Source organism: Kribbella sp. NPDC050459 (assembly GCF_040655315.1).
In the GTDB taxonomy this organism is placed as follows: Bacteria; Actinomycetota; Actinomycetes; order Propionibacteriales; family Kribbellaceae; genus Kribbella.
Genome location: NZ_JBFAJQ010000001.1, coordinates 390,585 through 414,607, shown reverse-complemented (window position 1 = coordinate 414,607; position 24,023 = coordinate 390,585). Strand labels below are relative to the sequence as shown.

The following is a 24,023-nucleotide window of genomic DNA, read 5'->3' as shown; positions in this document are numbered from 1 at the left end:
CTTGGTCAGTCGAGGAGGTTGTCGACGATGGTGGTCATGCGGTCGACCGGGATGGCGAAGCCGATGCCGATGTTGCCGGAGCGGGTGGTGCCGAGGGTGGCGATGGCGGTGTTGACGCCGACGACCTGACCGGCGGCGTTGACGAGCGGGCCGCCGGAGTTGCCAGGGTTGATGGCGGCGTCGGTCTGGATCGCGGTCTGGCGGGTGCCGTTGTCGCCGAAGCGGGCCTGGCGGTCGACGGCGCTGACGATGCCGGCGGTCACGGTTCCTTCCAGGCCGAGTGGGGATCCGACGGCCAGCACCGGGTCGCCGACCTGGAGTTGTGCGGACCGGCCGAGCGGGAGCGCGCGCAGGGCCGCGGCGTCGGCGGACGCGACCTGGAGTACAGCGAGGTCGTTGTCCTCGTCGGCGCCGACGACTCGCGCGTCGACGGTACGGCCGGTCGACAGGACCAGTGACACATCACTCGCTCCTTCCACGACATGGGCGTTCGTCACCACATGGCCTTGCTGGTCGACCGCGAAGCCGGAGCCGGTCGCGCGACCTGCCCGGACCGAGACGACGCCCGGCAGGACACTCGCGGCGGCCGCGGTGATGGAACCCTGGGCGGCCGCCGGAGGTGCTGACGACTGCTGGAGATCCGTCGCGGGGTCACCGCCGGTGAAGGCGCCGGCGAGTCCACCGGCGGTGATGGAGAGGGCGAGCGTGCCGATGACGAGCCCCGCTCGACGCCGACCGCCGCCGGACCGAACGCCTGGCGGAGCAACCGGCGGCGCAGCTGGCGGGAGGAGTGGTGGGGCCGTCACCCCGGCCTGAGGTGCCGCTGCCGGAGAGGGGGATGCCGGAGCGAGGGCCGGGGTGACGGAGCTGGGGGGCGGACCGGGGACGTAGTCCGGTCCGCGGAACGGGTGGCCGAGATGTGGAGGCATAGGTAGCTCCTGATCAAGGAAGGCGGGAGAACCAGAGCAGCGAGGCCAGCGCGGCCAGCAGCGCCGCCGCCAGGGCGATCCCGGCAACGAGGCTGGTGATCTCGCGCGGCTCGGTGGTCCAGCCGATGGAGGACTGGAGGTCGGAGTAGACGTCACGCAACTGCTCGTCGCTCTCGGCCTCGTAGAAGGACCCGTCGGTCGCGTCGGCGAGACCTTGCAGTGCCTCGGTGTCCGCGGGAACCGGGATCTCACGTCCTTCCAGGTTCACGGTTCCGTCCGGCGTGCCGTAGGCGATCGTCGACACCGGTACGCCGGCCTGCGCGGCCGCCTCGGCCGCCTGGTCGACCGGGCTGCCCGCGGTGTTGCCGCCGTCGGACAGCAGCACGATCCGGCTGGGCGGCGGATCGTCGGGATCGATCGTCCGCACCGCCTGCAGGCTGGTGAGGACGGCGTCCCCGATCGCGGTCGAGTCGCTGAGCTGCAGGCTGTTGATCGCGTCGACGGTCGCCTGGTGGTTCGTACTCGGCGCCGACACCACGGTCGCGGTCCGCGCGAACGACACCAGCCCGACGTTGAACTTCTCCGGCAGGTCCCGCACGAACTGGACCGCGGCCTGCTTCGCGACCTCGAACCGGTTCGGCGCGACGTCGGTCGCCGCCATCGAGTTCGAGATGTCCATCGCGACCAGGACGGTGGCGCGCTCACGCGGGACCCGGAGGTCGGCGACCGGCCGGGCGATCGCGATCGTCAGCACGGTCAGCGCGGCGAGGAAGGCCGCGGCCGGCGCGTGCCGGCGCCAGCCGGGCCGCTTCGGGGCGACCTTCTCCAGCATCGGGAGGGTCGCGAACCGGACGGCGTACTTCGTCCGGCGGCGCTGGGCGATCAGGTACGCCGCCACGAGCGCGGCGACCAGCACCAGCAGCCAGAGCCACAGCGGTTGCTCGAATCTCATCTGGTCCTCACAGCAGTCGGGTTCCGCCGGACGCCGGCCCGCCGGCGCGCGGTGGTGAAGGCGGCGACGTCCCGGACCCAGTCGGTGTCGGTGCGCAGCACGAGATGCGCCGCACCGGCGGCCCGGATCGCCTGGGTGGTCTGTTCGCGGTGTGCCGCCATCGCGTCGGCGTACCGGCGGCGGAGTTTGCGGCTGGACGTCTGGACCTCGCGACGTCGTCCGGTCTCCGGGTCGACGAGGGTGAGCAGGCCGACCTCGGGGAGTTCCAGTTCGCGGGGGTCCAGCACTTCCACGGCGATCACCTCGTGCCTGGCGGCCAGCCTCCGCAGGGGATCCGCCCAGCCGGTTTCGTGGAAGTCCGACACGATCAGGCGCATCCCCGGCCTGCGATGTTCCCGGTCGAGGCGACTGATCGCACGACCCAGATCTGTCCCGGGGACGGCACCCGGTTCGGGTCTCGGGAGCGTGAGGAGAGTACGGAGGGTACGGCGGAGTTGGACCGCGCCCGCGGCGGCCGGGAGACGGCGGAGGTCGTTGCCTTGGGCAATCCGTACGCCCAGGCGGTTGCCGGGGCGGTCGGACAGGAGCCCCACCGCGCCGACGATCGCGACCGCCAGATCGCGTTTCTCGCTCAGCGCGGTGCCGAAGTCCATACTCGCGGACGCGTCCAGCAAGGCCCACGTCTCCAGCTCGCGCTCCGCCAGCGGTGCCCGGACATGGGGTTCCACCGAGCGGGCCGTCACGTTCCAGTCCATCCGCCGTACGTCGTCCTGGCCGGGCTGGTACGGACGCGCCTCGTTCGGTTCGCTGCCGGGACCGCTGCGCAGGCCGGTGATCTCGCCGTGCAGGAAGCCTTCCAGCTTTCGCTTCACCGTCAGCTCGAGCGCGCGCAGGGCCCGCTCCCGCCCGGTCAGCAGGTCGGTCATGCCGCCGATCCCTGGGCGTCGTCGGAGGGCACCACGTGCGGCTGCTCGATGGTGTGCAGGATCCGCGTGACGACCGACCGCGGATCGACCCCGTCGGCGAGCGCGTCGAACGTGAGCACCAACCGGTGCGCCATCACGTCCAGCGCGACGTCGTACACGTCGGCCGGCAACACGTAGTCGCGCCCGCGCAGCAACGCCAGCGCCCGCCCGGCCGCGACCAGTCCCAACGTCGCCCGCGGGCTGACGCCGAACTCGAGCACGCCGGCCAGGTCGTGGATCCCGTACTGCGTCGGCACCCGGGTCGCGTGCACGAGGCGGACGACGTACTCCGCCACTGCGTTGTGGACGAAGACCTCATCCGTTGCCTCCTGCAGCTGCGCGACCTGCTCCGGGGTGAGGACGGCGCTCGCGTGCGGCCGGTGCGCACTCATCCGCTGCAGGATCGTCAGCTCCTCCATCGGGGTCGGGTAGTCCACCGTGATCTTCAGCAGGAACCGGTCCCGTTGCGCCTCCGGCAGCGCGTACACGCCGTCGGACTCGACCGGGTTCTGGGTCGCGAGCACCAGGAACGGCTCCGGCAGCCGGTACGACGTACCGCCGATGCTGACCTGGTGCTCGGCCATCGCCTCGAGCAACGCGGACTGCACCTTGGCCGGCGCCCGGTTGATCTCGTCGGCGAGGACGAGGTTCGCGAACACCGGGCCGAGCTCGGTGTCGAACCCCTCGGTGGACGGCCGCCAGATCCGGGTCCCCATGATGTCGCCGGGCACCAGGTCCGGGGTGAACTGCAGCCGGGCGAACCGGCCACCGATCACCTCGGCCAGGGTGCGCACGGCGAGCGTCTTGGCGACGCCCGGCACACCTTCCAGCAGACAGTGGCCGCGGGCAAGCAACCCGACGAGCATCCGCTCGACGAGCTGGTCCTGGCCGACGACGACCCGTTTCACCTCGAACAGCGCGTGCTCGAGCGACGCGGCTGTCGCGGCGCCCCGCGGAAGGTGCGGCTCGGTCATGCGTTACCGGCCGGGTTCTGCTCGGACTGCGAAGGCTGCTGCGAAGGCTGCTGCGACGGCTGCTGCGATGGCTGCTGCGATGGCTGCTCGCCCTGGCCCTGCCCACCCTCGCCCTGACCGCGCTGCCCGTTCTTCTCGGGGCAGTCCTGCGACCGCTGCGACGGCGACGGTGTGGTGTCGCCGTCCTCCACCGTCACGTACCCCTGCTCCGGCGCGGGGTCGTTTCCGGCGGCGTACGCGATCCCGCCCGCACCGAGCGCCGCAACCGCCACCGCACTGCCGAGGACCAGCCGTTTGACCGGGAGCTTCATCAGGTTCTCCTTCGATTCGCCTGGCCACAGCTCATCAAGCAGGCGCGAAAACGACCGGAAAGCGGACCGAAAGCGCGCCGAAAGCGCGCACCGGACCGGCGCGGGTTCCCGGCTACCTTGGGGGCGTGCGACTACTTGTGGTGGAGGACGAGGAAGGCCTGGTCAGCGCGCTGCGCTCGGGACTCGGCCGGGCCGGGTACGCCGTCGACGCGGCCACCACCGGCGCGGAGGCGATGGACAAACTCGCGAGCACGCCGTACGACCTGGCGATCCTGGACATCACGCTGCCGGACACCAGCGGCCTCGACCTGTGCCGCGCGGTCCGCCGCGGCGAGATCGAGGTGGCGTCGGGACGGGAGCTGCGGGTGCTGATGCTGACCGCGCGCGCCTCGCTGGCCGACCGCGTCCGCGGCCTCGACGAAGGCGCCGACGACTACCTGACCAAGCCGTTCGCGCTGGTCGAGCTGCTGGCCAGGATCCGCGCCCTGCTCCGCCGCGACGTCACCAACAGCACCACCCAGCTGCACGTCGGCGACCTCGTCCTGGACTCCTCCCGGCACCTGGCCACCCGGGCCGGGCGCGAGCTCCCACTGACGCTGAAGGAGTTCGGCATCCTGCGGTACCTGATGTCGCGCCCCGGCCACGTGATCTCGGCCGAGGAGCTGCTCGAACACGTCTGGGACGAGAACGCGGATCCTTTCACCCAGACCGTCCGGGTGACCGTCGGCACCCTGCGCCGCAAACTCGCGCGCGAGGGCGAGGAACCGATCCTCGAGACCGTCATCGGCCGTGGCTACCGCCTCAGGGGTGACACATGAAGCTCCCGCTCTGGGCGCAGACGATCCGGTTCCGCCTGACCCTGACCTATTCCGCGGTGCTGATCGCACTGTCGGCGCTGCTGCTCGGCGGCGTGTACCTCGCGCTGTCGCAGATCCTCGAGCCCAAGCCGCTGGACTCGATCGAGGTCCAGAAGTACTACAAGGACGCGCACGGCGAGTTCCACCTCAAGCCCGGCCAGGTGATCCAGGCCGCCGAGCTGTCGAGTGTGCAGTCCGCGGTCAACTACCAGACGCTGCAAACCCTGCGGAACTACTCCGCGGCCGGCATCGGCGCGCTGTTCCTGGTCAGTCTCGGCACCGGCTGGTGGCTGTCGGGCCGGGTCCTGCGTCCGGTCCGGCGGATCACCGCCACCGCGCAGGAGATCTCCGCGACCGACCTGTCCCGCCGGATCGCCCTGCAGGGACCGCACGACGAGTTACGCAATCTGGCCGACACTGTCGACGGCATGCTCGGGCGGCTCGAGACGGCGTTCCTGGCCCAGCGCCAGCTCGTCGACGACGCCTCGCACGAACTGCGCAATCCGCTCGCCGTGATCCAGGCGAACGTCGATGCCGTCCTCGCGCACGACGACACCCCGCCGGACGACCGTGCGCAGGCCACCGCGATCGTCGGTCGCGCGATCCAGCGGATGACGCGGCTCGTCGAGGACCTGCTCGCCTCCGCGCGCCGGTCGTCACCGGCGTTCGTCGACGCCGACGTGGACCTCGCCACGATCGCGGGCGAGGCCGCCGAGGAGTACGAACTGCTCGCCGCCGACCGCGAGCTCCGCGTCGTACGGCGGCTCGCGCCCGGCCCGGTTGCCGCCGGGGACGCGTCGGCGCTGCGCCGGGCGGTCGACAACCTGCTCTCGAACGCGGTCCGGCTGGCGCGCGGCGGCAGCGAACTGGTGCTCGCGGTCGGAAGCCGCAACGGCTGGGCGTGGATCGCGGTCCGCGACGAGGGCCCGGGGATCGCGGCCGACGACGCCGACCGCGTGTTCGACCGGTTCTACCGCGCCGGCCAGCAGCAGTCGCCCGCGACGGTACCGTCGACCGGCCAGCGGCGGGCCGGCCTCGGGCTCGCGATCGTCCGCCAGATCGCGGAGTCCCACGGCGGCACCGTCACGCTGCACTCCGAGCTCGGCGTAGGCAGCACGTTCGTCATCTGGCTCCCCGAACGGTCCCTCACCAACACCACCCGCCGCTCCCCCACGCCGCCGGCCGACGACCCGCTCGGCCCCCGCCGCTGAACCCCGGCGCCCCCACGCTCGGCCGAACCTACGGCGCATGCGAGGCCGGGCGCTGGGCACCAGAAGCTGGTGGCGCACCGTGAACGCTCTGTTTCCGGATCGTGGATCTCGCCGATGCTCGCGACGCTGACCGGTGAGCGGTTCTCCGACGCGGAGTGGATCTACGAGCGGAAACTCGACGGCATCCGGTGCCTCGTCCATCGGTCGGGCGGCAGGGTGTCGTTGTACTCGCGGAACCGGCTCGAGCTGAACAACAGCTACCCGGAACTGGTGGACGCTCTCGCGGCCCAGAAGGGCGACTTCGTCCTCGACGGCGAGATCGTCGCGTTCGCGGGCCACGCCACGAGTTTCGCGCGGCTGCAGCAACGGATGCAGGTGAACAACCCGGACAAGGCACGCCACAGCACCGTCGCGGTGTACCTCTACCTCTTCGATGTCCTCCGTCACGACGGCCGCGACCTGACCGGGGTCGAACTCCGGCAGCGCAAAGCCGCGCTTCGGGAGCTTGTTTCGTACGCCGACCCGCTCCGCTACACCGCGCATCGCAACCGCGACGGCGTCGCCTACTGGGAACACGCGTGCCGCCAAGGCTGGGAAGGCGTGATCGCCAAACGGGCGGACTCGGCGTACACCTCGGGCCGGTCCAAGGACTGGCTGAAGTTCAAGTGCGTCACCGCGCAGGAGTTCGTGATCGGCGGCTTCACCGATCCCCAGGGCACCCGGTCCGGGTTCGGCGCGCTGCTCGTCGGCTACTACGAGGGCGACGAGCTCCGGTACGCCGGGAAGGTCGGCACCGGCTACGACCGGCGCACGCTCGACGAGCTCGCCCGCAAGCTCCGCACCCTGGAGCAGGACGAGCCGCCCTTTGCCGACGGCAAGCTTCCCCGGCGGCGGGTGCACTGGGTGAAACCCCAGTTGGTCGGCCAGATCGCCTTCTCCGAATGGACCCGCGACGGCATGCTCCGGCATCCCCGGTTCCAGGGCCTCCGCCTCGACAAGTCCGCCGCCGACGTCATCCGGGAGCGTCCGCGATGAGGGCCAGCCACCGGGCAGTCGGCCTAGCGGGGGTGGCGGGAGCGGGGTTCGGGCAGTGGCGGGAATGGGTTGTGGGGTGGGAGTTGGTACCAGTACGCCGTGGTGGCGATGTCGTCCTGGCGTTCGAACAGGCCGTGGTCCCAGGCGCCGATCTGCTGGACGGTGACCTTGAGGCGTTCGGTGAAGTGGATCGGGTCCGGCAGGTGCCAGCGGTACAGGCCGTGCATCGGCAGGGCCTCGGTCGAGAACGGCGACGCCTTCGTCCGATCGCGCGCCGAGTGGAACGGGTACCCGCAGTACGGCGCGCTGAAGGTGACGATCTCCGGTTCCGGGTCGGTGCGCAGCGCGTCCTGGAAGGCCCACGCGCCGCCCGCGTAGTCCTCCAGGCCGGTGCTGCACAACGTCGGGAACTCGTCGTCGCCGTCGACGAAGAACTTGACCTCGCCCTCGCCCCACCAGTAGCGGTGCAGTGACGTCAGCGCGAGATACGTGCCGACGTACGTGCCGCGGCCCTCGACCCCATCGAGGATCACGTGGTCGGTGCCCAAGGCCGCCGTACCGTCACAATGCCGCCATTGCGCGTGGAAGTACGGCGTACCGGGGCTGAGGTCGTCGCCGAGCGTGTAGTCGATCTGGAAGTACACCCCGGGCAGCTCGCCGGCGTGCTGGTTCTCGAGCGTGAGGCGTGCGCCCGTACGGAACGGCATCGGGAAGTAGCAGTTCATCCCACCCGTCGGCGCGACGACGATCGGGGCGGAGGTGACCAGTGCGCGCGTGCCGAAGCCGTTGCAGAAGAAGTCGCCGAGCGGCACCTCGACCGACGGCAGGTCCGACCCGTCCCAGTACGCCCGCAGCACGAGGTCCCGGAGGACGAACGGACCGTGCTCGGTGCGGTCTGGAACCGTCAGCCAGATGTGCCGGATCACGCCCGGGCCGTCGATGTCGGCCAGGACAGCCGTCTCCCCCGCGGGCAACACGAGGGCGGGCGAACCCTTCCGGGACGGACCGAGCGCCGACGCGGCCCGCGCGGCCGCACCGGGCGCGCCAGTCCGGTTCTCGGCGTTGATCGACCGGCTGACCACGCCATCGGGGAGGACAGGAACAGTGAACGTAGGGAACACAGGCTTCCTCTCAGGGCAGGAACGACTCGGTGACCTGGGGTTTCGGGAGGTTGCCGTGGAGTGCGCGGTAGAACGGGTGGGCCGGGGTGAGGTCGGTCCGGTGGATCGGCCCGCCGGTGATCGACGACGCGTAGAGGGCCGTGACGAACTCCATCGTCGGCCGGGTGCTCGCCAGCGTGGTCTCGTGGGTGCGACCGCTCAGCAGATCGTCGACCAGCCGGGTGATCTGGGCTTCGTGATTGCTCGGCACGTCTTCGCCGGCCGACGCGGCCCAGGGGTCGGCCGCGGCCCCGGACTCCGCCGTGCCGACGAGCAGGCCGTCTGCTTGCCGGACACCGGGATCGAGGCCGAGCGTGGCTGCCTTGGCCGCGTCAGGTGCCGGATGGAACGTCCAGTCCCGGTCGGAGTAGCCGTAGACGTGGTTCACCTCGAGCGTTCCACCGGACGTGTCGATCCGGATCCGGCTCAGCTCCCGGGGCGACAGCAGGCTGTTCACCACGGTCGCGACCGCGCCGCTCTCGAAGGTCACCAAGGCCGTCGAGACGTCCTCGAACTCGACCGGACGCTCCAGCCGGACCGCGGACGCGGTGATCGTCCGCCACGGTCCGAGCAGATGCAGCAGCAGGTCGATCTGGTGGATGCCGTGACCGAGGGTCGGTCCGCCGCCCTCGCCGACCCAGGTGCCGCGCCACTCCGGATCGAAGTAGCTGCGCGGCCGGAACCACAGCGTCTCGCAGACCGCGACCAGCGGACGGCCGAGCGCGCCGCGGCCGAGCAGGTCCGCGGCACGGACGGCCCCGGACCCGTGCCGGTGCTGAAACACCACCCAGACCGATCCCTCGCTCGCCTCCTCGGCCCGCGCGACCTCGTCCAGCTCGGCCAGGCTCAGCACCGGCGGCTTCTCCAGGAGCACCGACTTGCCGGCCGCCAGGACCTCGATCGCGATCTCGGCGTGGCTGCCGGGCGGCGTCGTCACCGAGACCAGGTCGGGAGCCTCCGCCGCCAGCAGCTCCGTCACGCTCGGGTACGGCGTCGCGCCGTACTTCTCCGCCGCCGCCCGCGCCTTGGCCTCGACGACGTCGGCGACCCCGACCAGATCGGCCCGGCCCGCCTTCGCGTACGCCTCGGCGTGCCGGTGGCTGATGTTGCCGCAGCCGACGATCGCGACCTTCATCGGGCCGCTCCGCGGACGGTCGCGTTCTGCTGCGCCGTCAGGGCCAGCCGCATCGTCTCGAACGTGTGCTCCTGCGGCGCGGCCGTCGTGGTCCGGTCCCGTACGTCGCGCAGCACGTCCGGGAAGTAGGTCAGCTCGACGTCCGAGCAGTCGATGTAGTGCGTGCCCTTGTTGTCCACCAGGAACAGGTGGTTGCCGCCCGGGCGGCCTTCCAGGTCGACGTACTTGCGCATCTCGATGTAGCCCTCGGTGCCGAGCACCGTCAGCCGGCCGTCGCCCCAGGTCGGCAAGCCGTCCGGGGTGTACCAGTCGACGCGGATGTAGCCCTGGGCGTTGTCGCTGCGCAGCAGGATCTCGCCGAAGTCCTGCAGCCCGGGCTCGTCGGGGTTGGCGAAGTTCCCGACCGAGCTGGTCACCACCTCGCCGGTCCGCGCACCGGTGAACCAGAGGAACTGGTCGATCTGATGCGAGGCGATATCGGTCAGGATGCCGCCGTAGCGGGCCTTGTCGTAGAACCAGTCCGGGCGGCCGCCGCCACCGGCCAGATGGCCGCGGTCGCCGATCCGGTGCGGGCCGACGCCGAGCGTCTGCACCACGGTGCCGATCCGGCCCTCGCGGACCAGCTCACCGGCCTTGACGACGCACGCGACCTCGAACCGCTCGGAGAACGTCACCGACCAGAACCGGCCGCTCTGGGCGACGGCCTTCTCGACCTCTTCGAGCTGCTCGAGGGTGACGCACCCGGGTTTGTCCGCGACCACGTCCTTGCCGGCCCGCAACGCCGCGACCGCGATCGGCCCGCGCCGGTCCGGTACGGCGGCGGTCACGATCAGGTCGATCCCGTCGGCGGCGATCAGCTCGTCCGGGTCGTCGACGAACGGTACGTCGGGGTACCGCTCGCGGACCGAGACCGCGACCGCCGCCGACGGGTCGTCGGTGGCCATCCCGGCGAACGTCGCACCGGCTTTGATCAGGCCGGCAACCTGGCCGAAGATGTGCGCGTGGTCGAGTCCGACGGCGGCGAAGCGGATGGGTTGGCTGGAGTTCAAGGGTGTTCCTTCCGATGTCGGCCGACGACGCCCGGGTCGTGGTCCGACCAGGTGTCCCAGTTCGGCAGGGCAGGTAGCTGGAGCTGGACGGAGTCCGTCCCGCTGGTGAGGGTCATGGTCTGTGTGGTGCCGACGCCGTCGGCGGCGTCAGGCGGACGTCCTGAAGGGCCGGCAGACGGCCGGCCGTGTTGGTTTTGCGGAGTTCTGCGTCCGCTGTGAGGATCCCTCGCTGCAGCAACTGCATCGCGTCCGAGGTTACCTCGCCGGCCTTCCGCAGGTCGCGGACAGTCTCAACCAGTGAGTGCCCCTGCGGGACCGCAACAGATCGGCCGCGCTCCCCGACCGGGACGCGGACCGGCCGTGCAATCGGGTTCTCGTGGCAGCTCAGCGCGAGGCCTTCAGAGCCTGGGCGAGTTCCTCGGCGATCTTGTCGCCGCCGTCGCTCTTCCACTTCTTCACTGCCGTGGTCCACGCCGACACGGGCTTGCGGCCTTGCACGATGTCGTCGGTGACCTGGTTGATCGCGTCGTTGAGCTGCTTGTTCTTGCGGTTGCTGGTTTCGGAGTACACGCCGGCCGCCGGGTTGGCGAGTGCCGTCGGGCACACCGTCTTCATCGCGTTGAACTGGTTCTCGGCACTGCCTTCCTTGCCGGGCAGGAAGATCGTCCAGGGCGCGTCGGCCTGGTACATCAGGCCGAGCTGGGTCTCGCTGAAGCCCTTCGCGTTCAGCACCGGGCTGCCGTTCTGCATCGTGTGGTGCACCCCGGCCAGACCGAACTTGCGGAACAGGTACTCCTGCGTGCCGAACGGCGCCGCCAGGAAGTTCAGGTAGGCGAGCAACGTCTCGACCCGGCCCTCGGCCTTCTTGCTGATCGCGGTGACACCGATCGCCGGCGCGCCCAGCCAGGTCTTGCCCTGCCCGGAGCCGTCGTGCTTCGGCGGCGCGATGATCGCGATCTCGGCCTTCGGGTCGGTCATCATCTGCAGGTACGTCGGCCAGCCGCTGAACGTGTCCTGGACGAGCGGGCTGGAGCCGTTCGAGAACCGGGTCTTCAGGTCCAGGTTCTGCCCGGCGTACGCGTCCGGGTGGATGTAGCCCGACTTCCAGAGCTTCTGCAGGATGCCGAACACCTCCTCGTGCGCAGGGTGCTCGAGATTGCTGACCAGCTTGTCGCTGTCCTTGCTCCAGGTGTTCGGGATCTCGAACATGTTCCGGACGAACTGCGTCGGCGCGGAAGCCAGCGCGAAGCGGTTCAGCTTCTTGTTCGTCAGGCCCTTGCACAGCTCGACGAAGTCGGCGGCGCTCTTCACCTCGGCCTTGAGTCCCTCGGCGGCGAGGATGTCGCCGCGGCTGTACATCACCTGGGAGCTGATCGCACCGCGCGGGATCGGGACGCCGTAGATCTTGCCGTCGAAGATGCCCGAGTTCCACGCCACCTCGGGCAGGTTCGCCAGGAACGGGTACTTCTTGATGTTGTCCCCGGACAGGTGCGGCGTCAGGTCGACCGCCTTCGCGGCCAGCATCTGCGGCGTCTGCGCGATCGCGCCGACCACGAAGAGGTCGCCCAGCTGGTCGCCGGCGACCGCGGTGGCGAACTTCTTGTCGTAGTCCACCGACGGGGTCAGGTTCACCTGCACCGGCGACCCGACCCGCTTGTTGAACTCCTGCCAGAACGTGTTCTGCTCGAGCTTCGGCGGGATCGGCGTGTTCGTGTACGTCGTCACGGTGATCGGCTTGCCGTCGCCGGGCGCCGCGTCGATCGCCCGCACCGGATCAGCCGGGTACTTGTTGAACGCGTCCGGGATGTTGTACTCGGCGCCGGCCAGATCGGGCTTGACCCCGGTGTACCGCTCGTACGTCGGCCGGATCTTGGACCGCGCCGCCTCGTCGTTCCCCGCGCCCGACGCCCCGCGGCCGTCGTTCGAGCAGCCGACCGCACCGGCCAGGCCCAGCGCCGCCCCGCCGGCGAGGACCGCCCGGCGCCCCAGCGGCCGTGCATCGTAGACACTCATGGGTGTTACCTACTTTCCAGGTCTTGTGGATCAGCCCTTGACGGCGCCGGTGAGGACGCCCTTGGCGAAGTGCCGCTGGATGAACGGATAGACGCAGAGGACCGGGACGATCGAGATCATCAGGATCGCCATCTGGATCGAGGTCTGCGGCGGAACCGCCTCGCCCGCCAGCCCGAGGTCCTGACCGCCGAGCTCGACGCCGTTCACGACGTACGTCCGCAGCACCAGCTGCAGCGGCCACTTGCTGCTGTCGTTGAGGTAGAGCAACGCGTTGAAGAAGCTGTTCCAGTAGCCGACGCCGTAGAACAGGCCGACGACGGCGACGACCGCCTTGGACAACGGCAGGCCGATGTGCCGGAACAGTTTCCATTCGGAGGCGCCGTCGATCCGGGCCGCGTCGATGATCTCGGCGGGCAGCCCGACGAAGAACGCCCGGACGACGATGACGTTGAAGGCACTGACGCTGACCGGCACGATCACCGCCCACAGGCTGTCGAGCAGCCCGAACTGCTGGACGACGAGGTAGGACGGGATCAGCCCCGGGTTGAACAGCAGGCTGATCAGCACGAGCAGCAGCAGCGGCCTGTTGCCGATGGTGCCGCGGCGGCTCAGCGCCCATCCGAGGGTGCAGGTCAGCACCAGCGCGAGCGCCGTGCCGACCGCCGTCACGAAGCCGCTGATCAGCAGCGCCTGGGTCACCGTCCCGCCCGACAGGATCGAGCGGTACGCCGTGAAGTCCAGCCCGTGCGTCGGGAACAGCACGAATCCGCCGGCCTTGGTCACCTCCTCGGCGGGCGCGAGGCTGGTCGAGATCACGCCGATGAACGGGAACACGACGACCCCGCAGATGACCGTGAGGAAGACCGCCTTGACGATGCGCTCGGCCACCCCTGGCATCGGCATCCCGCCGACCATCGTCGGAGCTGGTTTGGCCTTCATCCGCGGTAGACCCCTTCCTCGCCGAAGCGGTGGGCGATCTTGTTGGCGGACAGCACCAGAGCGAGGGCGACGGCGCTCTTCACCAGGCCGACCGCGGCCGCCACTCCCCAGTTCCCGCCGAGAATGCCGTTGTTGTAGACGTAGGTGTCGAGCACTTCACTGGCATCGACGCCGACGGCCTGCTGCTGCAGGACGATCTGCTCGAAACCGACCGTCAGCGAGTCGCCGAGTTTGAGGATCAGCAGCAGGATGATGATCGGCTTCAGCCCGGGCAGCGTGACGTGCCAGGTCTGTCGCCAGCGTCCGGCGCCGTCCACCGCCGAGGCCTCGTAGAGCGCGCGGTCGATCTGGGACAGCACGGCGAGGAACAGGATCGTCGCCCAGCCGGTGTCCTTCCACAGCACCTGCGAGGTCAGCAGCGCCCGGAACGCCTCGACGTTCCCGATCACGTGGATCGGGTCGTACCCGTGGCCGCGCAGCCAGTTGTTGATCATCCCGGTCCCGCCCAGCACCTGCTGGAACACCGCGACCACGATCACCCAGGACATGAAGTGCGGCAGGTAGATGATCGTCTGCACGAGCTGCCGGAGTTTGTTCGACAGCAGGCTGTGCAGGACGAGCGCCACGACGATCGGCGCCGGAAAGACGATCACGGTCTGGATAGCGGTCAGAATCAAGGTGTTCCGGACCGCATTGAGGAATTCCGGATCACCATTGAAAATGACGGAGAAATTCTCGAACCCGGACCACAGACTCTTCGCCGTTCCCAAAAAGGGTTGATAGTCCTGGAAGGCGATGACGTTGCCCCAGAGCGGGTAGTACTGGAACGCCAGCAGGACGAGCAGGCCCGGAATCGCCAGCAAAAGCACGGGATAGTCGCGTCTCAGCCGGGACAGCAGGGATCGCTTGCGCTCCTGGCTGCGAACCCCGGAATCCGCGTCCACGCGCACTGGATCACGCACCCGAGAAGCAGTGTCAGCTTCGGCCACAGGCACTCCTTCGATACTCGGATAAAAAAAGTGATCGATCCACTTCTGAGCCGGTAGCTAACCGCAGCGCACTTTTGGTGTCAAGGCCTCGCCGCGCTATTCGGACGAGCGCTGGTGATAAGCTGCCCGGCCTGAGACGGCCTGGCACGAGGAGGGGAACGTGGCGGACGCGGCGTCCAAACGGCCGGCGACCATCCACCAGGTGGCCAGCCTGGCCGGGGTGTCGCACACGACGGTGTCGCGGTACCTCCAGGACAAGGACAGCCTGAAGCCGAAGACCAGGATCAAGGTCGAGTACGCGGTCAAGGCCCTCGACTACCGCCCCAACCTGGTCGCCCGGTCGATGCGGACCCGGCACACCAACCGGCTCGCGATCGTGCTCGCGTCAGGCGCCCACTTCCCGGGCCGGCTGCTCGCCGCGGCCTCGCGGACGGCGCACGAGGCGGGGTACCAGGTCGAGATCGTCAGCGTCGAGGGCGGATCACAGGAACGGTCGGCGCGCATCGACGAGCTGGCGCGCTCCGGCCAGGTCGAGGGCATCCTGGCCCTGTCCCCGATCAGCCTCAAGGGCAAGAAGTCGAACCGGGTGCCGATCGTGGTCAGCGGCTCGTACGACGACAAGCTGCACGGGCTGGCCGAGCTCGCCGACGCCACCGAGATCCGCGACATCGTCGAGTACCTGGTCTCGCTCGGGCACCGGACCTTCCTGCACGTCGCCGGCGCCCAGAACTTCGCCTCGGCCCGCAACCGCAAGAGCGTCTACCTGGAGACGATCGAAGAGCTCGGGCTGCGCTCGGTCGGCGCGGTCGACGGCGACTGGTCGGCACAGTCCGGCTTCGACGCGATCACCAGCCTGCCGGACGACTGCGGCGTGACCGCCGTCGTGGCTGCCAACGACGTCGTCGCGATGGGCGTGATCCGCGGCGCCCTCTCGCGCGGCTGGAGCGTGCCCGGCGACCTCAGCGTCTTCGGGTGGGACGACGAGGAGATCGGCCGGTTCGCCACCCCGTCGCTGTCGACCGTGGCCGTCGATCGCGAGGCGCAGGGCCGCGCGGCGGTGCACCGGTTGGTCGCCGAGATCCGCGGCGAGCCGATCCCGGAGCCCACCACCCGGACCATCAACCACCTCATCTTTCGCGAGTCGACGGCCCCTCCGCGAGCAGGGGCGCCATCGTGAGGGCAAGATGCAGGACCAGCCGATCTTCTCCACGCCGCAGGTCGAAGCCGGTCACGGCTTCGATCCGCCGCAACCGGTAGTACGCCGTCTGACGGTGGATCGCCAGCTCAGCAGCCAACTCCTGCACGTTCCCGGCCTTGTCGAGAAACACCTGAGCCGTACGCACCAGCTCGCCGCCCTCCGCGATCAGCCGTCGCGCCCGCGGATCCAGTACGGCGTCCACCAGCGCGGCATGCGGACCGCACGAAACCAGCCGCCGCACACCGAGCTCCGACCAGCGCGCCACCACACCTGACCCCGGAACCGCGGCCAGGACCTGCACGGCACGGCGTGCCTGTTCATGGCTGGTCCGCACCTGGGCCGGCCCGCGCTGCGGATCCCCCACACCTACCAGCAAGCGGCTCGCGGCCTGCTCTCCCAGCCGCTGGGCATGCAGCTGCCGGAGCCGGTCGATCGCCTGGTCGATCCGCGACGACCGGTCGACGCCGAGGTCGAGCAGCAACGTCGTGAATCCCTCGCCGGACAGCGCGATCACGTGCCGCGGTAGCGACCAGAGATTCAACGGGATCACCTCCCGCGGTTCGCCCGGCGGCTGCTCCGCGTGCACGACCACGACCGTCGCCGTACGCCGAATCAGCCCGCGGCCGTCGAGCTCGTCCGCTGCCCGCCGCGACACCTCGTCGTCGGGCGCCAGTAGGTTCGTCAGCAGCAACGAAGCGTCGCGACCGCCACGGGCCCGCTGAGCGAGCACGGCACCCGCTTCCCGCGCGACCGCCGCAGCCGCCTCGAGCTGCTGCGCCGTACCGAGTCCGGCCTCGGGGTCGAGGAGCCAGAAGTACCCGTAGGTCACACCGTTCCACCGCACCGGCAGGCACAGCCGGGGCAGGATTCCGAGGCTCGGCTCGGCCGGCGTCCGGACCGGGCCGGTCGCTCCGGCGATACCGAACTGCTCGAACCAGCTCCGGACCTCGGCGGTCGACCGGCGCCGCAGGATCGAACCGGCCCGGACCGCGTCGATCTCGTTGGGCTGCGTGTTGTACGCGACCAGGTTGAAGTCGCGGTCTTCGAGGACCGCCGGGGTCCCGAACACGTCCGAGATCGCACCGACCAGCTCGTCGAGGTCCATGACAGTAGCTTAGACACAGTTTAGACAGCTGTATGAAGATTCGCTCCAGCTTCCTGCCAACTGGATGAGGCTTCGGGCGGGCCGGGCTCCTTACAGTGCCGCCATCCGACCTCGAAGGAGCCACCCATGCTCGGTACCGCTCTGCTCGCCGCCTCCCGGAGCCGCCGCGTCCGGGCGGTGGTCACCAAGTCCCGTGTCACCCGCCGGGTCGTGACCCGCTTCATCGCCGGCGACGACGCCGACGCGGCCGTCGAGGCCACCCGCCGGCTGACCACGGGCGGTTTCGCCGTCACCCTCGACCGCCTGGGTGAGGACACCGTCGACCGTGCGCAGGCCGAGGCTGCCCGCGACGGTTACCTCCAGCTCATCGCGCTGCTCGCGGATCACGGTCTCGCGGCCGGTTCCGAGGCGTCGCTCAAGCTGTCGGCGATGGGCCAGGCGCTGCCCGGCGGCGGCGAGGAACTGGCCGCCGACAACGCCCACGCGATCTGCGCGGCCGCGGCCGGCGCCGGTATGACGGTCACCCTCGACATGGAGGACCACACCACGGTCGACTCGACCCTCGGCATCCTCGGCGACCTCCGCAAGGACCACCCGTGGGTCGGTGTCGCGCTGCAGGCCATGCTGTACCGCACCGAGGCCGACTGCCGCGACCTGGCCGGAGCGGGGTCGCGGATCCGGCTGGTCAAGGGCGCGTACGCCGAGCCGAAGTCCGTCGCCCACGCCGCGAAGAGCGATGTCGACGCCGCGTACGAACGCTGCCTCGGCATCCTGATGGGCGGGCTCGGCTACCCGATGGTCGCCAGCCACGACCCGCGGATGATCGCCGCCGCCCAGCGCCTGGCGGACCAGCACGGCAAGGGATCGGACGACTTCGAGTTCCAGATGCTCTACGGCATCCGGACGAGCACCCAGGAGCAGTTGCGCTCCCAGGGCTCGCGGATGCGGATCTACGTCCCGTACGGCGACGACTGGTACGGCTACTTCATGCGCCGGCTCGCGGAACGGCCCGCCAACGTCGGGTTCCTCCTCCGTTCACTGGTGACGAAGTAGGTCAGAAGCCTCCGTTCGTCGTACCGCCGCTGCCGGTGGCCGGTGTGGTGAACGAGATGTTCGGATCCGGACCCCACTGGTCGGCCGTCGCCGGATAGTTCGCCTCCTGGCGTTTGATGCACTTCCACTCGACGGTGGTGCTCGGCGGGAGGTTGCTGATCGTGCCGGTCCAGGTCGGGTAGGCGGTCGGCGACAGCTTCACCGCACTCGCCACCGACCAGGCGCCGAGCTGCGGCGCGCTGCCGACGACGTACACCGACTGGCCGGACGTCGTCGTACCGTTCGCGCAGCTGAACGTCTTCGAGACGACCGCCTGTCCGAGCGTGAAGGCGAAGGTCTTCGCCGAACCGACGGAGAGCGACGCCGACTTGGCGACGACCAGGTTGCCGCCGGCGTTGTACCAGCCGCTGGTCGCGGCGTCGAACGCCGCCTTGTTCGCGTACTGCGTCAGGGCGCTGCCGTTCAGCGTCACCGCGGACGCCTGGGTGTCGGCGACCAGTTCGACGACGTTCGACCGGGCGGACGGCGCTCCGGTATAGGTGCCGGAGGACGCCGCGATCCCGACGGTCGCCGTGCTGCCCGAGAGCTGCTGGGTCAGGTCGGTCGTCCGCTTGGATCCGGCCTGGTACCCGACCGTCGTCCCGTCGTCCTCGGCCAGCGTGAACGACGACGCCGTACTGTCCGCATAGACCCGCGCGACCAGCTCGTTGCGCGTGGTCCCGTCGGCGCGTTTGCCCAGGACGTTCATCGTCTGGTCGTCGACGGTCATCTTCGGGATGATCGCGCCCGCCCGCGCGTACGCCGGGAGCTGGAACTTCCCGTTCCGCCAGAGCGGGACGTTCGTGAGTGTCTGACCGGTGCTGACGGTCTTGCTGTTGGTGTAGTAGTCGTACCAGGTGCCGGCCGGCAGGTAGACGTCGCGCTGCCGTTGGTTGGCGCCGGCAACGACCCCGACGAGCAGGTCCTTTCCGATCAGCTTCTCGTGGCCGATCTCCCGCACGTTCGGGTCGTTCTGGTACTGGTAGACCAGCGGCGGCATCAGCGGGTCGCCGGTCGTGTAGGCCTTGTGCGCGAGCGAGTAGTAGTACGGCGTGAGCTCGTACCGCTGCCGCAGGTTCGCCAGGTTGCTCGGCACGTCGCCGATCGAGTCCGGTGAGGTCTCGGCGCAGTTGCAGAGGTTCTCGGTGTGCGGGCGGATCGGTACGTCGAACCACGCCGAGTTCGCGAACCACTGGGTGTAGAGCTCGTTCAGGTCGGAGTTGAGCATCTCCCGGCGGAACCCGCCGATGTCGGAGCCGAAGTAGTCGATCCCCGACATCGACATCTGCATCTGGACGTTCTGCTGGGACGCGAGCGCGGTCAGCTTCGAGCCGATGTCGCCCGACCACATCGCGGCGCCGGTCCGTTGCATCCCGCCGGCGGCCGAGCGGGCCAGCATGAACGGGCGTTGCTGGTTCCCGTTGTCGGCGTACCCCTTGGCGATGCCGCGAGCCCATTCCAGGTTGTAGAGGTTGTGGTAGTCGGCGTGAGCGTGCTTGCCGGCGAGCAGGCCGGCGGTCCAGTCGTTGGCGTCGTACATCTCCGGCTCACCGAGGTCGAGCCAGTGGCCGACCACACCGTCGTTGACGAGCGGCTGGCGCTGCGTGTTGTGCCAGTAGGTGCTCGCGGCCGGCTGGGTCCAGTCGATCATGCCGCCGCGGCCCCACCAGTCGTTGCCGGTCAGGTACGCCGGACTGCAGGTCGAGCATCCTGCGCGGATCAGGTAGCCCGCGCTCGCCAGTGAGGAGTGCTCCGGCAGGTTCTTCCCGACGTACGACTCCTCGATCGTCATCACGCCGACGCCGTTGGTGTTCTGGTACGCCGCGAGCTTGGTCGCCGCGTTCGGGAAGTTGACCGGATCCCACTCGAGCGTGCCCATCCGGGTGTTGTCCGAGCCGGCCGTGACACCGCCGAACCAGTTCACGTCGAGCATCACGCCGTCGGTGGGGAACTTGTTCGCGCGGAGTCCGGCGAGCGTGGTGTCGATCTCGTTCCAGTTGTCGTAGCCGTACTCCGACATCCACAGCCCGAACGCCTTCTTCGGCGGCACCGGCGGGCGGCCGGTCAGCTCGAGGTAGTCCTTGCGCAGATCGGGCAGGTCCGGCCCGGACATCACGTACCACCGGAGCTGGTCGCCCCAGGTGTCCATCGTCCACGGGTCGCCGGTCAGGTCCCACTGCTGCTTGTAGACCTGGTCGACGAACAGGCCGTAGTTCGCGTTGTTCGCACCGACCGCGAACAGCACCGGGATCTGCGCGTTGCCGACCGGGCCGTTGTCGGTGTCGTAGACCATCGCGTTGCCGTAGTTCCCGCCTGGCGTGCGTTGCCGACCGACCCAGTCGCCGTCGGCACTGCCGCCCACGAAGAACTGCTCGCCCAGGCCGTACGCGTTCTGCATCGAGGACTTGGTGAAGCTCAGCCCTTTCCACGCCTGACTCAGGTTGCGCGGACAGGTCGTGTTGAGTAGCAGCTGCGGTGTCCGCGTGGTGTCGTACACCGTGGCACACAAGGTGGTCTGGTTGACGTCGACCTTGATCCCCGGAGTGGTCAGCACCCCGCCCGCCTGCGTAAGACTGGTCGGCCCGGGATAGTTCGTCTTCGCGATCTGAGTGGTCGTGAACACCGGTGAACCGGTCCCGGGCCCGCTACCGACGCCCATCTCGAAGTGCACAAGGTCGTCGTCCAGAAACTCCACCACCAAGTAGTTGCCGCCCGCAGTGAACTGCACCCGCTGCACAGCAGCCTGAGCTGTCTGAGCAGGCAGGACGACAAGCAGTGGGAGGAGGAGGATGAAGGCTGCGATGCGTTTCATGGGCGTGCCACCGTGATGTTGTCGAGGTTGATGCCGCCGGTGCTGTAGAGGGCTTTCACCGCATGTTTGCCGGTGGTGAGGGTGGTGGTGAGGGTTGCGGTGGACCAGGTGTCCCAGTTGCCGGTGGTCGGTAGGTTGAGGGTGCCTACGGTGACACCGTCGACCTGGATGGTGCGGGTCGCCGTGGTGGCGGCGCCGTTGGAGTAGCGGAACTTCAGGACGTGTGATCCGGTCACGTCGGCCTGGGTGTCCACCGAGACCGCGTCGCCCGCGGTCTCGAAACCATCCACGAACCCGGTCCCGGTGTAGCCGGCGTGGTCGGTGTTGGTCGTCGTACCGGTGTTCGTGCCGAACTCCGCCTCGTACGCCGCCTTGTCGACACCGTTCAGCACCACGGACCGGGCCGCCGCGCTCGACGTCGTCTTGACCAGCGTCAACTGCTGCACCGGATCCCAGTACCAGCCCTCACTCGCCGCCTGCAGCGCGGCCGGCGTCGCGTGGGCGGTCATCGCGGCCCCGTCCTTCGTCACGCTCGTCGGCTTCGACGAGGCCACCTGCAGCGTGCTCTTCGTGCTCAGCGGCGGCACGCTGACGGTGACCTGGTGACCCGCGAAGTTCTCCGTGGACGTGATCGTCCGGGTCTGGTTCGCCGAGTCCTCGAAGTACCCGTAGCTCGTCGTCCCGGACGGATACACCCGGAACGCGAGGTTCGTGTAGGTGTCGACGCTGTTGCCGATCGTGCCGCCGAGCTCGTAGTTCGCGTTCAGGTTCAGCGGGACGATCGCCCCGGCCTTGGCGTACACCGGGATCGTGCCGGTGTCCGCGTTGTACACCTTCGTCCCGGCGCCCTGCGCCCGGCCACCGTTCCAGAAGTCGTACCACTCCCCCGCCGGCAGATACACGCTCTTGCTGGTCGCACCCTGCGTCGTGATCGGTGCCACCAGCAACTGCCGCCCGAACATGTACTGCTGGTCCTGCGCGGCGGCCGTGGTGTCGGTCGGGAACGCCACACTCATCGCCTGCATCATCGGCAGCCCCGTCGTCGAGGAGTTCTTCGCCTCGGTGTACAGGTACGGGATCAGGTTCATCCGGGTGTTGGCGAACTTCCGGAACTTCGGGACCACGCTGGTGTCACCGGTGCGCGCCTGCACGTTCCACGGCGTCCGCGCCTCCGACGGGCTCGGGTTCGACTTCTCCGAGTGGTACTGCATGATCGGCGCGAACGTCGCCTGCGCCGCCGACCGCAGGTACAGCTCGCTGCTCGGGAACGACCCGGTGAATCCGGCCAGGTCCCAGGACCAGAACGGGACACCGGACTGTCCAGCGCTCTGACCGGCCCGCACAGCCTGCTGGAACGCGTCGAACGTCGACGCCTGGTCGCCTGCCCAGAAGATCGAGTTCGCCTGCGCGCCCGCCGTACCGCCGCGGCTGAACAGCGTGCCCTGGCTGCCGGTCTTCGACTCGACCAGATCCTTGTAGGCCCGCGTGTACTCGTTCGGATAGGCGTTGTGCAGCTCGTCGCCCTTGCGGCCGCTCGCGCTCGTCACGTTCCGTCCGAACACGGCCTCGCTGCCGTCGGTCTTCAGCCCGTCGATGCCGATGTCGTCGAACAGGTAGGCGCGCTTGCTCATCCACCAGTTGCTCGCGGCGGTGCTCGTGAAGTCCGGCACCGTGCTGTTGCCGAACCACTGCCCGGCCGGGATCCGGTACGGCCCGCCGGCGCCGTCCCCGAGCACGTAGCCCTGGGACACCGCGTAGTCGCGGTCGTTGACGTGCTGTTGCGGCGGCGTGGACGGGTTCGTGTCGAAGTCCTGCTTGAGCACCGGGATCTGCCAGAGCACCATCTTGACGCCCTGGTTGTGCGCCGCGGTGACCATCGCCTTCGGGTCGGTCCACTCGCCACCGGCCGGGAACGTCAGGTCGGAGTAGGTCAGCGCCTGACTGCCGGGCTTCGGGGTGTACGTCGCCCCGTGCCACAGGTAGAAGGTCGCCTCGTCACTCCACTGCTCGAGCACCATCGCGGTGTGCGGGATGCTGTTCGACGTCATGTTCGCCAGCTCGGCGCTCACTTCCGCCTGCGTGTTCCACTCGTTCGCGGAACCCCACAGACCGAACGCCCACTTCGGCGGCAGCTTCGGCCGGGCCGTGGTCGCGGTGTACTGATCGAGGATCTGCGCCCGGGTGCCGGTGAAGAAGTAGTAGTCCGCGGTCGAGTTCGCCGCGCCGCCGGTGTCGATCGTGAAGCCGGCCATGTCGCTCAGATACGTGCCCAGGTTGAAGATCGAGTACCGCGTGCTCGGCACGTAGATGCCGTAGCCCGCCGAGTTCGTGAAGAACGGCACGCTCAGGTACGTCCGGTGCGTCAGGCCCTGGTCCTGGTACTGGTTGTAGACGTAGTTGTGGACGTCCTTGCCGCGCTGGTCGAGGGCGTCGTACCGCTCGCCGAGGCCTTCGAACCGCTCTCCCGCCGGGGTCAGCCAGTGGTCCTCGACCTTGGTGACGCTGTTGCCGCCGTCGCTCGCCCAGCCCGTGTTGCGGAACGTCGCCGGGTCGTACTGCCGCGCGATCAGCGTCGTGCCGTCCCCCTTGTAGACGGCGACGCGGTACGGCGTCTTCTGGATCTTGACCACCACGTTCGTCGTGGCCAGCTGCAGTGTCGACGCGTTGTCGGTCACGGTGTACGACGTACTGCCGGAAATGTTCAGGCCCGTGCCCTTGGGAGCCACCTGGACGTGGAACCGGTCGACGGCGGGAAACGCGAAACGGATCTTGGGCGTGAAGCTGCCGGCCGTGTCCGTGGTCGTCACGTCCACGCTGGTCCCGTTGTTCACGAACCCGGTGACGTTGCCGGCGCCGCTGAACGACGTGACCGCGAACGAGAACGGACCACTCGTCTTCTGGTTGGCTCCGTCGACGTCGGCGTTCACCGTGTAGGTGATCTGGTCGCCGCGGTTGAAGGTCCCGAGGTTGAGCTTCCAGTAGGTGTTGTTCCCACTGTTGTAGTCGAATGCCGCGCCGATCGGCGTCTGGTTCACGCCGTTCTTCGTCCACGTCACCCAGACGGTCTGGCCGGTCGAGATCGGCCACGTGGTCGCCTTGATCTCGACGGCCTGGCCCGCCATCGGGTCGCGGGGTGTGCGCTCGGTCGGTTGACTGTTGTAGAGCTCATCGGCGCCGTACGGCGCATGGAAGACGCCGGTCAGCGTCCCCGCCCAGGCGGGGGCGGGCGTGAATTGGAAGAGCACCGCCGCGAGCACCAGGAGCCCGGCGATCCATCTGTACTTGGACATGACGGCA

The 24,023-nt window shown here is 69.2% G+C and carries 19 protein-coding genes; 5 read left to right on the top strand and 14 right to left on the bottom strand.

Translation table 11 applies throughout. The features are described from left to right. Positions 1 to 5: 5 nt before the first annotated feature. From AB0I12_RS01975 to AB0I12_RS01955, 5 genes are read right to left on the bottom strand one after another with little or no spacing between them, the layout of a single operon-like run. Positions 6 to 929, bottom strand: a complete 924-nt coding sequence (locus tag AB0I12_RS01975) for a trypsin-like peptidase domain-containing protein (protein WP_359923204.1) — start codon at positions 927 to 929, stop codon at positions 6 to 8. A 13-nt stretch (positions 930 to 942) separates the two neighbouring features. Continuing rightward, on the bottom strand, positions 943 to 1,881 hold the full coding sequence (locus AB0I12_RS01970) for a VWA domain-containing protein (protein WP_359923202.1): 939 nt from the start codon (positions 1,879 to 1,881) through the stop codon (positions 943 to 945). Next, positions 1,878 to 2,807, bottom strand: a complete 930-nt coding sequence (locus tag AB0I12_RS01965) for a DUF58 domain-containing protein (RefSeq protein WP_359923199.1) — start codon at positions 2,805 to 2,807, stop codon at positions 1,878 to 1,880. The genes AB0I12_RS01970 and AB0I12_RS01965 overlap by 4 nt, the downstream gene beginning before the upstream one ends. Further along, a complete protein-coding gene (locus AB0I12_RS01960) occupies positions 2,804 to 3,820 on the bottom strand; it encodes a MoxR family ATPase (protein WP_359923196.1) in 1,017 nt (338 codons plus the stop codon). Before AB0I12_RS01960 ends, AB0I12_RS01965 begins: the two co-directional genes overlap by 4 nt. After that, positions 3,817 to 4,131 (bottom strand): hypothetical protein, encoded by a 315-nt coding sequence (locus tag AB0I12_RS01955; protein ID WP_359923194.1) that lies wholly within the window; start codon positions 4,129 to 4,131, stop codon positions 3,817 to 3,819. Before AB0I12_RS01955 ends, AB0I12_RS01960 begins: the two co-directional genes overlap by 4 nt. A gap of 125 nt (positions 4,132 to 4,256) precedes the next feature. On the opposite strand from AB0I12_RS01955, the gene AB0I12_RS01950 reads away from it, so the two are divergent. From AB0I12_RS01950 to ligD, 3 genes are all read left to right on the top strand, one after another. Next, positions 4,257 to 4,949 carry a response regulator transcription factor gene (locus AB0I12_RS01950; protein ID WP_359923192.1) on the top strand — a complete coding sequence of 231 codons (693 nt, stop codon included), beginning with the start codon at positions 4,257 to 4,259 and terminating at the stop codon, positions 4,947 to 4,949. Beyond that, positions 4,946 to 6,199 carry a HAMP domain-containing sensor histidine kinase gene (locus AB0I12_RS01945; protein ID WP_359923190.1) on the top strand — a complete coding sequence of 418 codons (1,254 nt, stop codon included), beginning with the start codon at positions 4,946 to 4,948 and terminating at the stop codon, positions 6,197 to 6,199. The genes AB0I12_RS01950 and AB0I12_RS01945 overlap by 4 nt, the downstream gene beginning before the upstream one ends. A 114-nt stretch (positions 6,200 to 6,313) precedes the next feature. Continuing rightward, complete coding sequence (ligD, locus tag AB0I12_RS01940; protein WP_359923187.1) at positions 6,314 to 7,234, top strand: non-homologous end-joining DNA ligase; 921 nt, start codon at positions 6,314 to 6,316, stop codon at positions 7,232 to 7,234. A 23-nt stretch (positions 7,235 to 7,257) separates the two neighbouring features. Here the strand turns inward: ligD and AB0I12_RS01935 are convergent, their stop codons facing one another. From AB0I12_RS01935 to AB0I12_RS01910, 6 genes are all read right to left on the bottom strand, one after another. After that, entirely contained in the window at positions 7,258 to 8,355 is a 1,098-nt protein-coding gene (locus AB0I12_RS01935; RefSeq protein ID WP_359923184.1) for a glycoside hydrolase family 172 protein, read from the bottom strand. Positions 8,356 to 8,365: 10 nt separating this feature from the next. Beyond that, on the bottom strand, positions 8,366 to 9,529 hold the full coding sequence (locus tag AB0I12_RS01930; protein ID WP_359923182.1) for a Gfo/Idh/MocA family oxidoreductase: 1,164 nt from the start codon (positions 9,527 to 9,529) through the stop codon (positions 8,366 to 8,368). Then, on the bottom strand, positions 9,526 to 10,578 hold the full coding sequence (locus AB0I12_RS01925) for a Gfo/Idh/MocA family oxidoreductase (protein ID WP_359923180.1): 1,053 nt from the start codon (positions 10,576 to 10,578) through the stop codon (positions 9,526 to 9,528). Before AB0I12_RS01925 ends, AB0I12_RS01930 begins: the two co-directional genes overlap by 4 nt. Before the next feature lie 384 nt (positions 10,579 to 10,962). Then, the gene (locus AB0I12_RS01920; RefSeq protein ID WP_359923177.1) at positions 10,963 to 12,591 is read right to left on the bottom strand and encodes an extracellular solute-binding protein; all 1,629 of its coding nucleotides are present in this window, start codon (positions 12,589 to 12,591) and stop codon (positions 10,963 to 10,965) included. Positions 12,592 to 12,621: 30 nt separating this feature from the next. Continuing rightward, a complete protein-coding gene (locus AB0I12_RS01915) occupies positions 12,622 to 13,530 on the bottom strand; it encodes a carbohydrate ABC transporter permease (protein WP_359923174.1) in 909 nt (302 codons plus the stop codon). Further along, complete coding sequence (locus tag AB0I12_RS01910) at positions 13,527 to 14,492, bottom strand: ABC transporter permease subunit (RefSeq protein ID WP_359923172.1); 966 nt, start codon at positions 14,490 to 14,492, stop codon at positions 13,527 to 13,529. Before AB0I12_RS01910 ends, AB0I12_RS01915 begins: the two co-directional genes overlap by 4 nt. 187 nt (positions 14,493 to 14,679) lie before the next feature. On the opposite strand from AB0I12_RS01910, the gene AB0I12_RS01905 reads away from it, so the two are divergent. Continuing rightward, positions 14,680 to 15,696, top strand: coding sequence for a LacI family DNA-binding transcriptional regulator (locus tag AB0I12_RS01905; RefSeq protein WP_359923169.1), 1,017 nt, complete (start codon positions 14,680 to 14,682; stop codon positions 15,694 to 15,696). On the opposite strand, the gene AB0I12_RS01900 is transcribed toward AB0I12_RS01905, so the two are convergent. After that, on the bottom strand, positions 15,647 to 16,822 hold the full coding sequence (locus tag AB0I12_RS01900) for a helix-turn-helix domain-containing protein (RefSeq protein WP_359923166.1): 1,176 nt from the start codon (positions 16,820 to 16,822) through the stop codon (positions 15,647 to 15,649). The two genes, AB0I12_RS01905 and AB0I12_RS01900, sit on opposite strands and share 50 nt — an antisense overlap. A 126-nt stretch (positions 16,823 to 16,948) precedes the next feature. On the opposite strand from AB0I12_RS01900, the gene AB0I12_RS01895 reads away from it, so the two are divergent. Beyond that, positions 16,949 to 17,875, top strand: coding sequence for a proline dehydrogenase family protein (locus tag AB0I12_RS01895; protein ID WP_359923164.1), 927 nt, complete (start codon positions 16,949 to 16,951; stop codon positions 17,873 to 17,875). Position 17,876: 1 nt separating this feature from the next. On the opposite strand, the gene AB0I12_RS01890 is transcribed toward AB0I12_RS01895, so the two are convergent. Together AB0I12_RS01890 and AB0I12_RS01885 are read right to left on the bottom strand one after the other, a co-directional pair. After that, positions 17,877 to 20,726, bottom strand: coding sequence for a TIM-barrel domain-containing protein (locus tag AB0I12_RS01890; protein WP_359923161.1), 2,850 nt, complete (start codon positions 20,724 to 20,726; stop codon positions 17,877 to 17,879). Continuing rightward, on the bottom strand, positions 20,723 to 24,016 hold the full coding sequence (locus AB0I12_RS01885) for a TIM-barrel domain-containing protein (protein WP_359923158.1): 3,294 nt from the start codon (positions 24,014 to 24,016) through the stop codon (positions 20,723 to 20,725). The genes AB0I12_RS01890 and AB0I12_RS01885 overlap by 4 nt, the downstream gene beginning before the upstream one ends. Positions 24,017 to 24,023: the final 7 nt, after the last annotated feature.

Bases quoted from the DNA above. Each gene is read 5' to 3' on its own strand.
- AB0I12_RS01975 (WP_359923204.1), bottom strand. From the start codon at position 929: ATGCCTCCACATCTCGGCCACCCGTTCCGCGGACCGGACTACGTCCCC.
- AB0I12_RS01970 (WP_359923202.1), bottom strand. From the start codon at position 1,881: ATGAGATTCGAGCAACCGCTGTGGCTCTGGCTGCTGGTGCTGGTCGCC.
- AB0I12_RS01965 (WP_359923199.1), bottom strand. From the start codon at position 2,807: ATGACCGACCTGCTGACCGGGCGGGAGCGGGCCCTGCGCGCGCTCGAG.
- AB0I12_RS01960 (WP_359923196.1), bottom strand. From the start codon at position 3,820: ATGACCGAGCCGCACCTTCCGCGGGGCGCCGCGACAGCCGCGTCGCTC.
- AB0I12_RS01955 (WP_359923194.1), bottom strand. From the start codon at position 4,131: ATGAAGCTCCCGGTCAAACGGCTGGTCCTCGGCAGTGCGGTGGCGGTT.
- AB0I12_RS01945 (WP_359923190.1), top strand. From the start codon at position 4,946: ATGAAGCTCCCGCTCTGGGCGCAGACGATCCGGTTCCGCCTGACCCTG.
- ligD (WP_359923187.1), top strand. From the start codon at position 6,314: ATGCTCGCGACGCTGACCGGTGAGCGGTTCTCCGACGCGGAGTGGATC.
- AB0I12_RS01930 (WP_359923182.1), bottom strand. From the start codon at position 9,529: ATGAAGGTCGCGATCGTCGGCTGCGGCAACATCAGCCACCGGCACGCC.
- AB0I12_RS01920 (WP_359923177.1), bottom strand. From the start codon at position 12,591: ATGAGTGTCTACGATGCACGGCCGCTGGGGCGCCGGGCGGTCCTCGCC.
- AB0I12_RS01915 (WP_359923174.1), bottom strand. From the start codon at position 13,530: ATGAAGGCCAAACCAGCTCCGACGATGGTCGGCGGGATGCCGATGCCA.
- AB0I12_RS01900 (WP_359923166.1), bottom strand. From the start codon at position 16,822: ATGGACCTCGACGAGCTGGTCGGTGCGATCTCGGACGTGTTCGGGACC.
- AB0I12_RS01895 (WP_359923164.1), top strand. From the start codon at position 16,949: ATGCTCGGTACCGCTCTGCTCGCCGCCTCCCGGAGCCGCCGCGTCCGG.
- AB0I12_RS01890 (WP_359923161.1), bottom strand. From the start codon at position 20,726: ATGAAACGCATCGCAGCCTTCATCCTCCTCCTCCCACTGCTTGTCGTC.
- AB0I12_RS01885 (WP_359923158.1), bottom strand. From the start codon at position 24,016: ATGTCCAAGTACAGATGGATCGCCGGGCTCCTGGTGCTCGCGGCGGTG.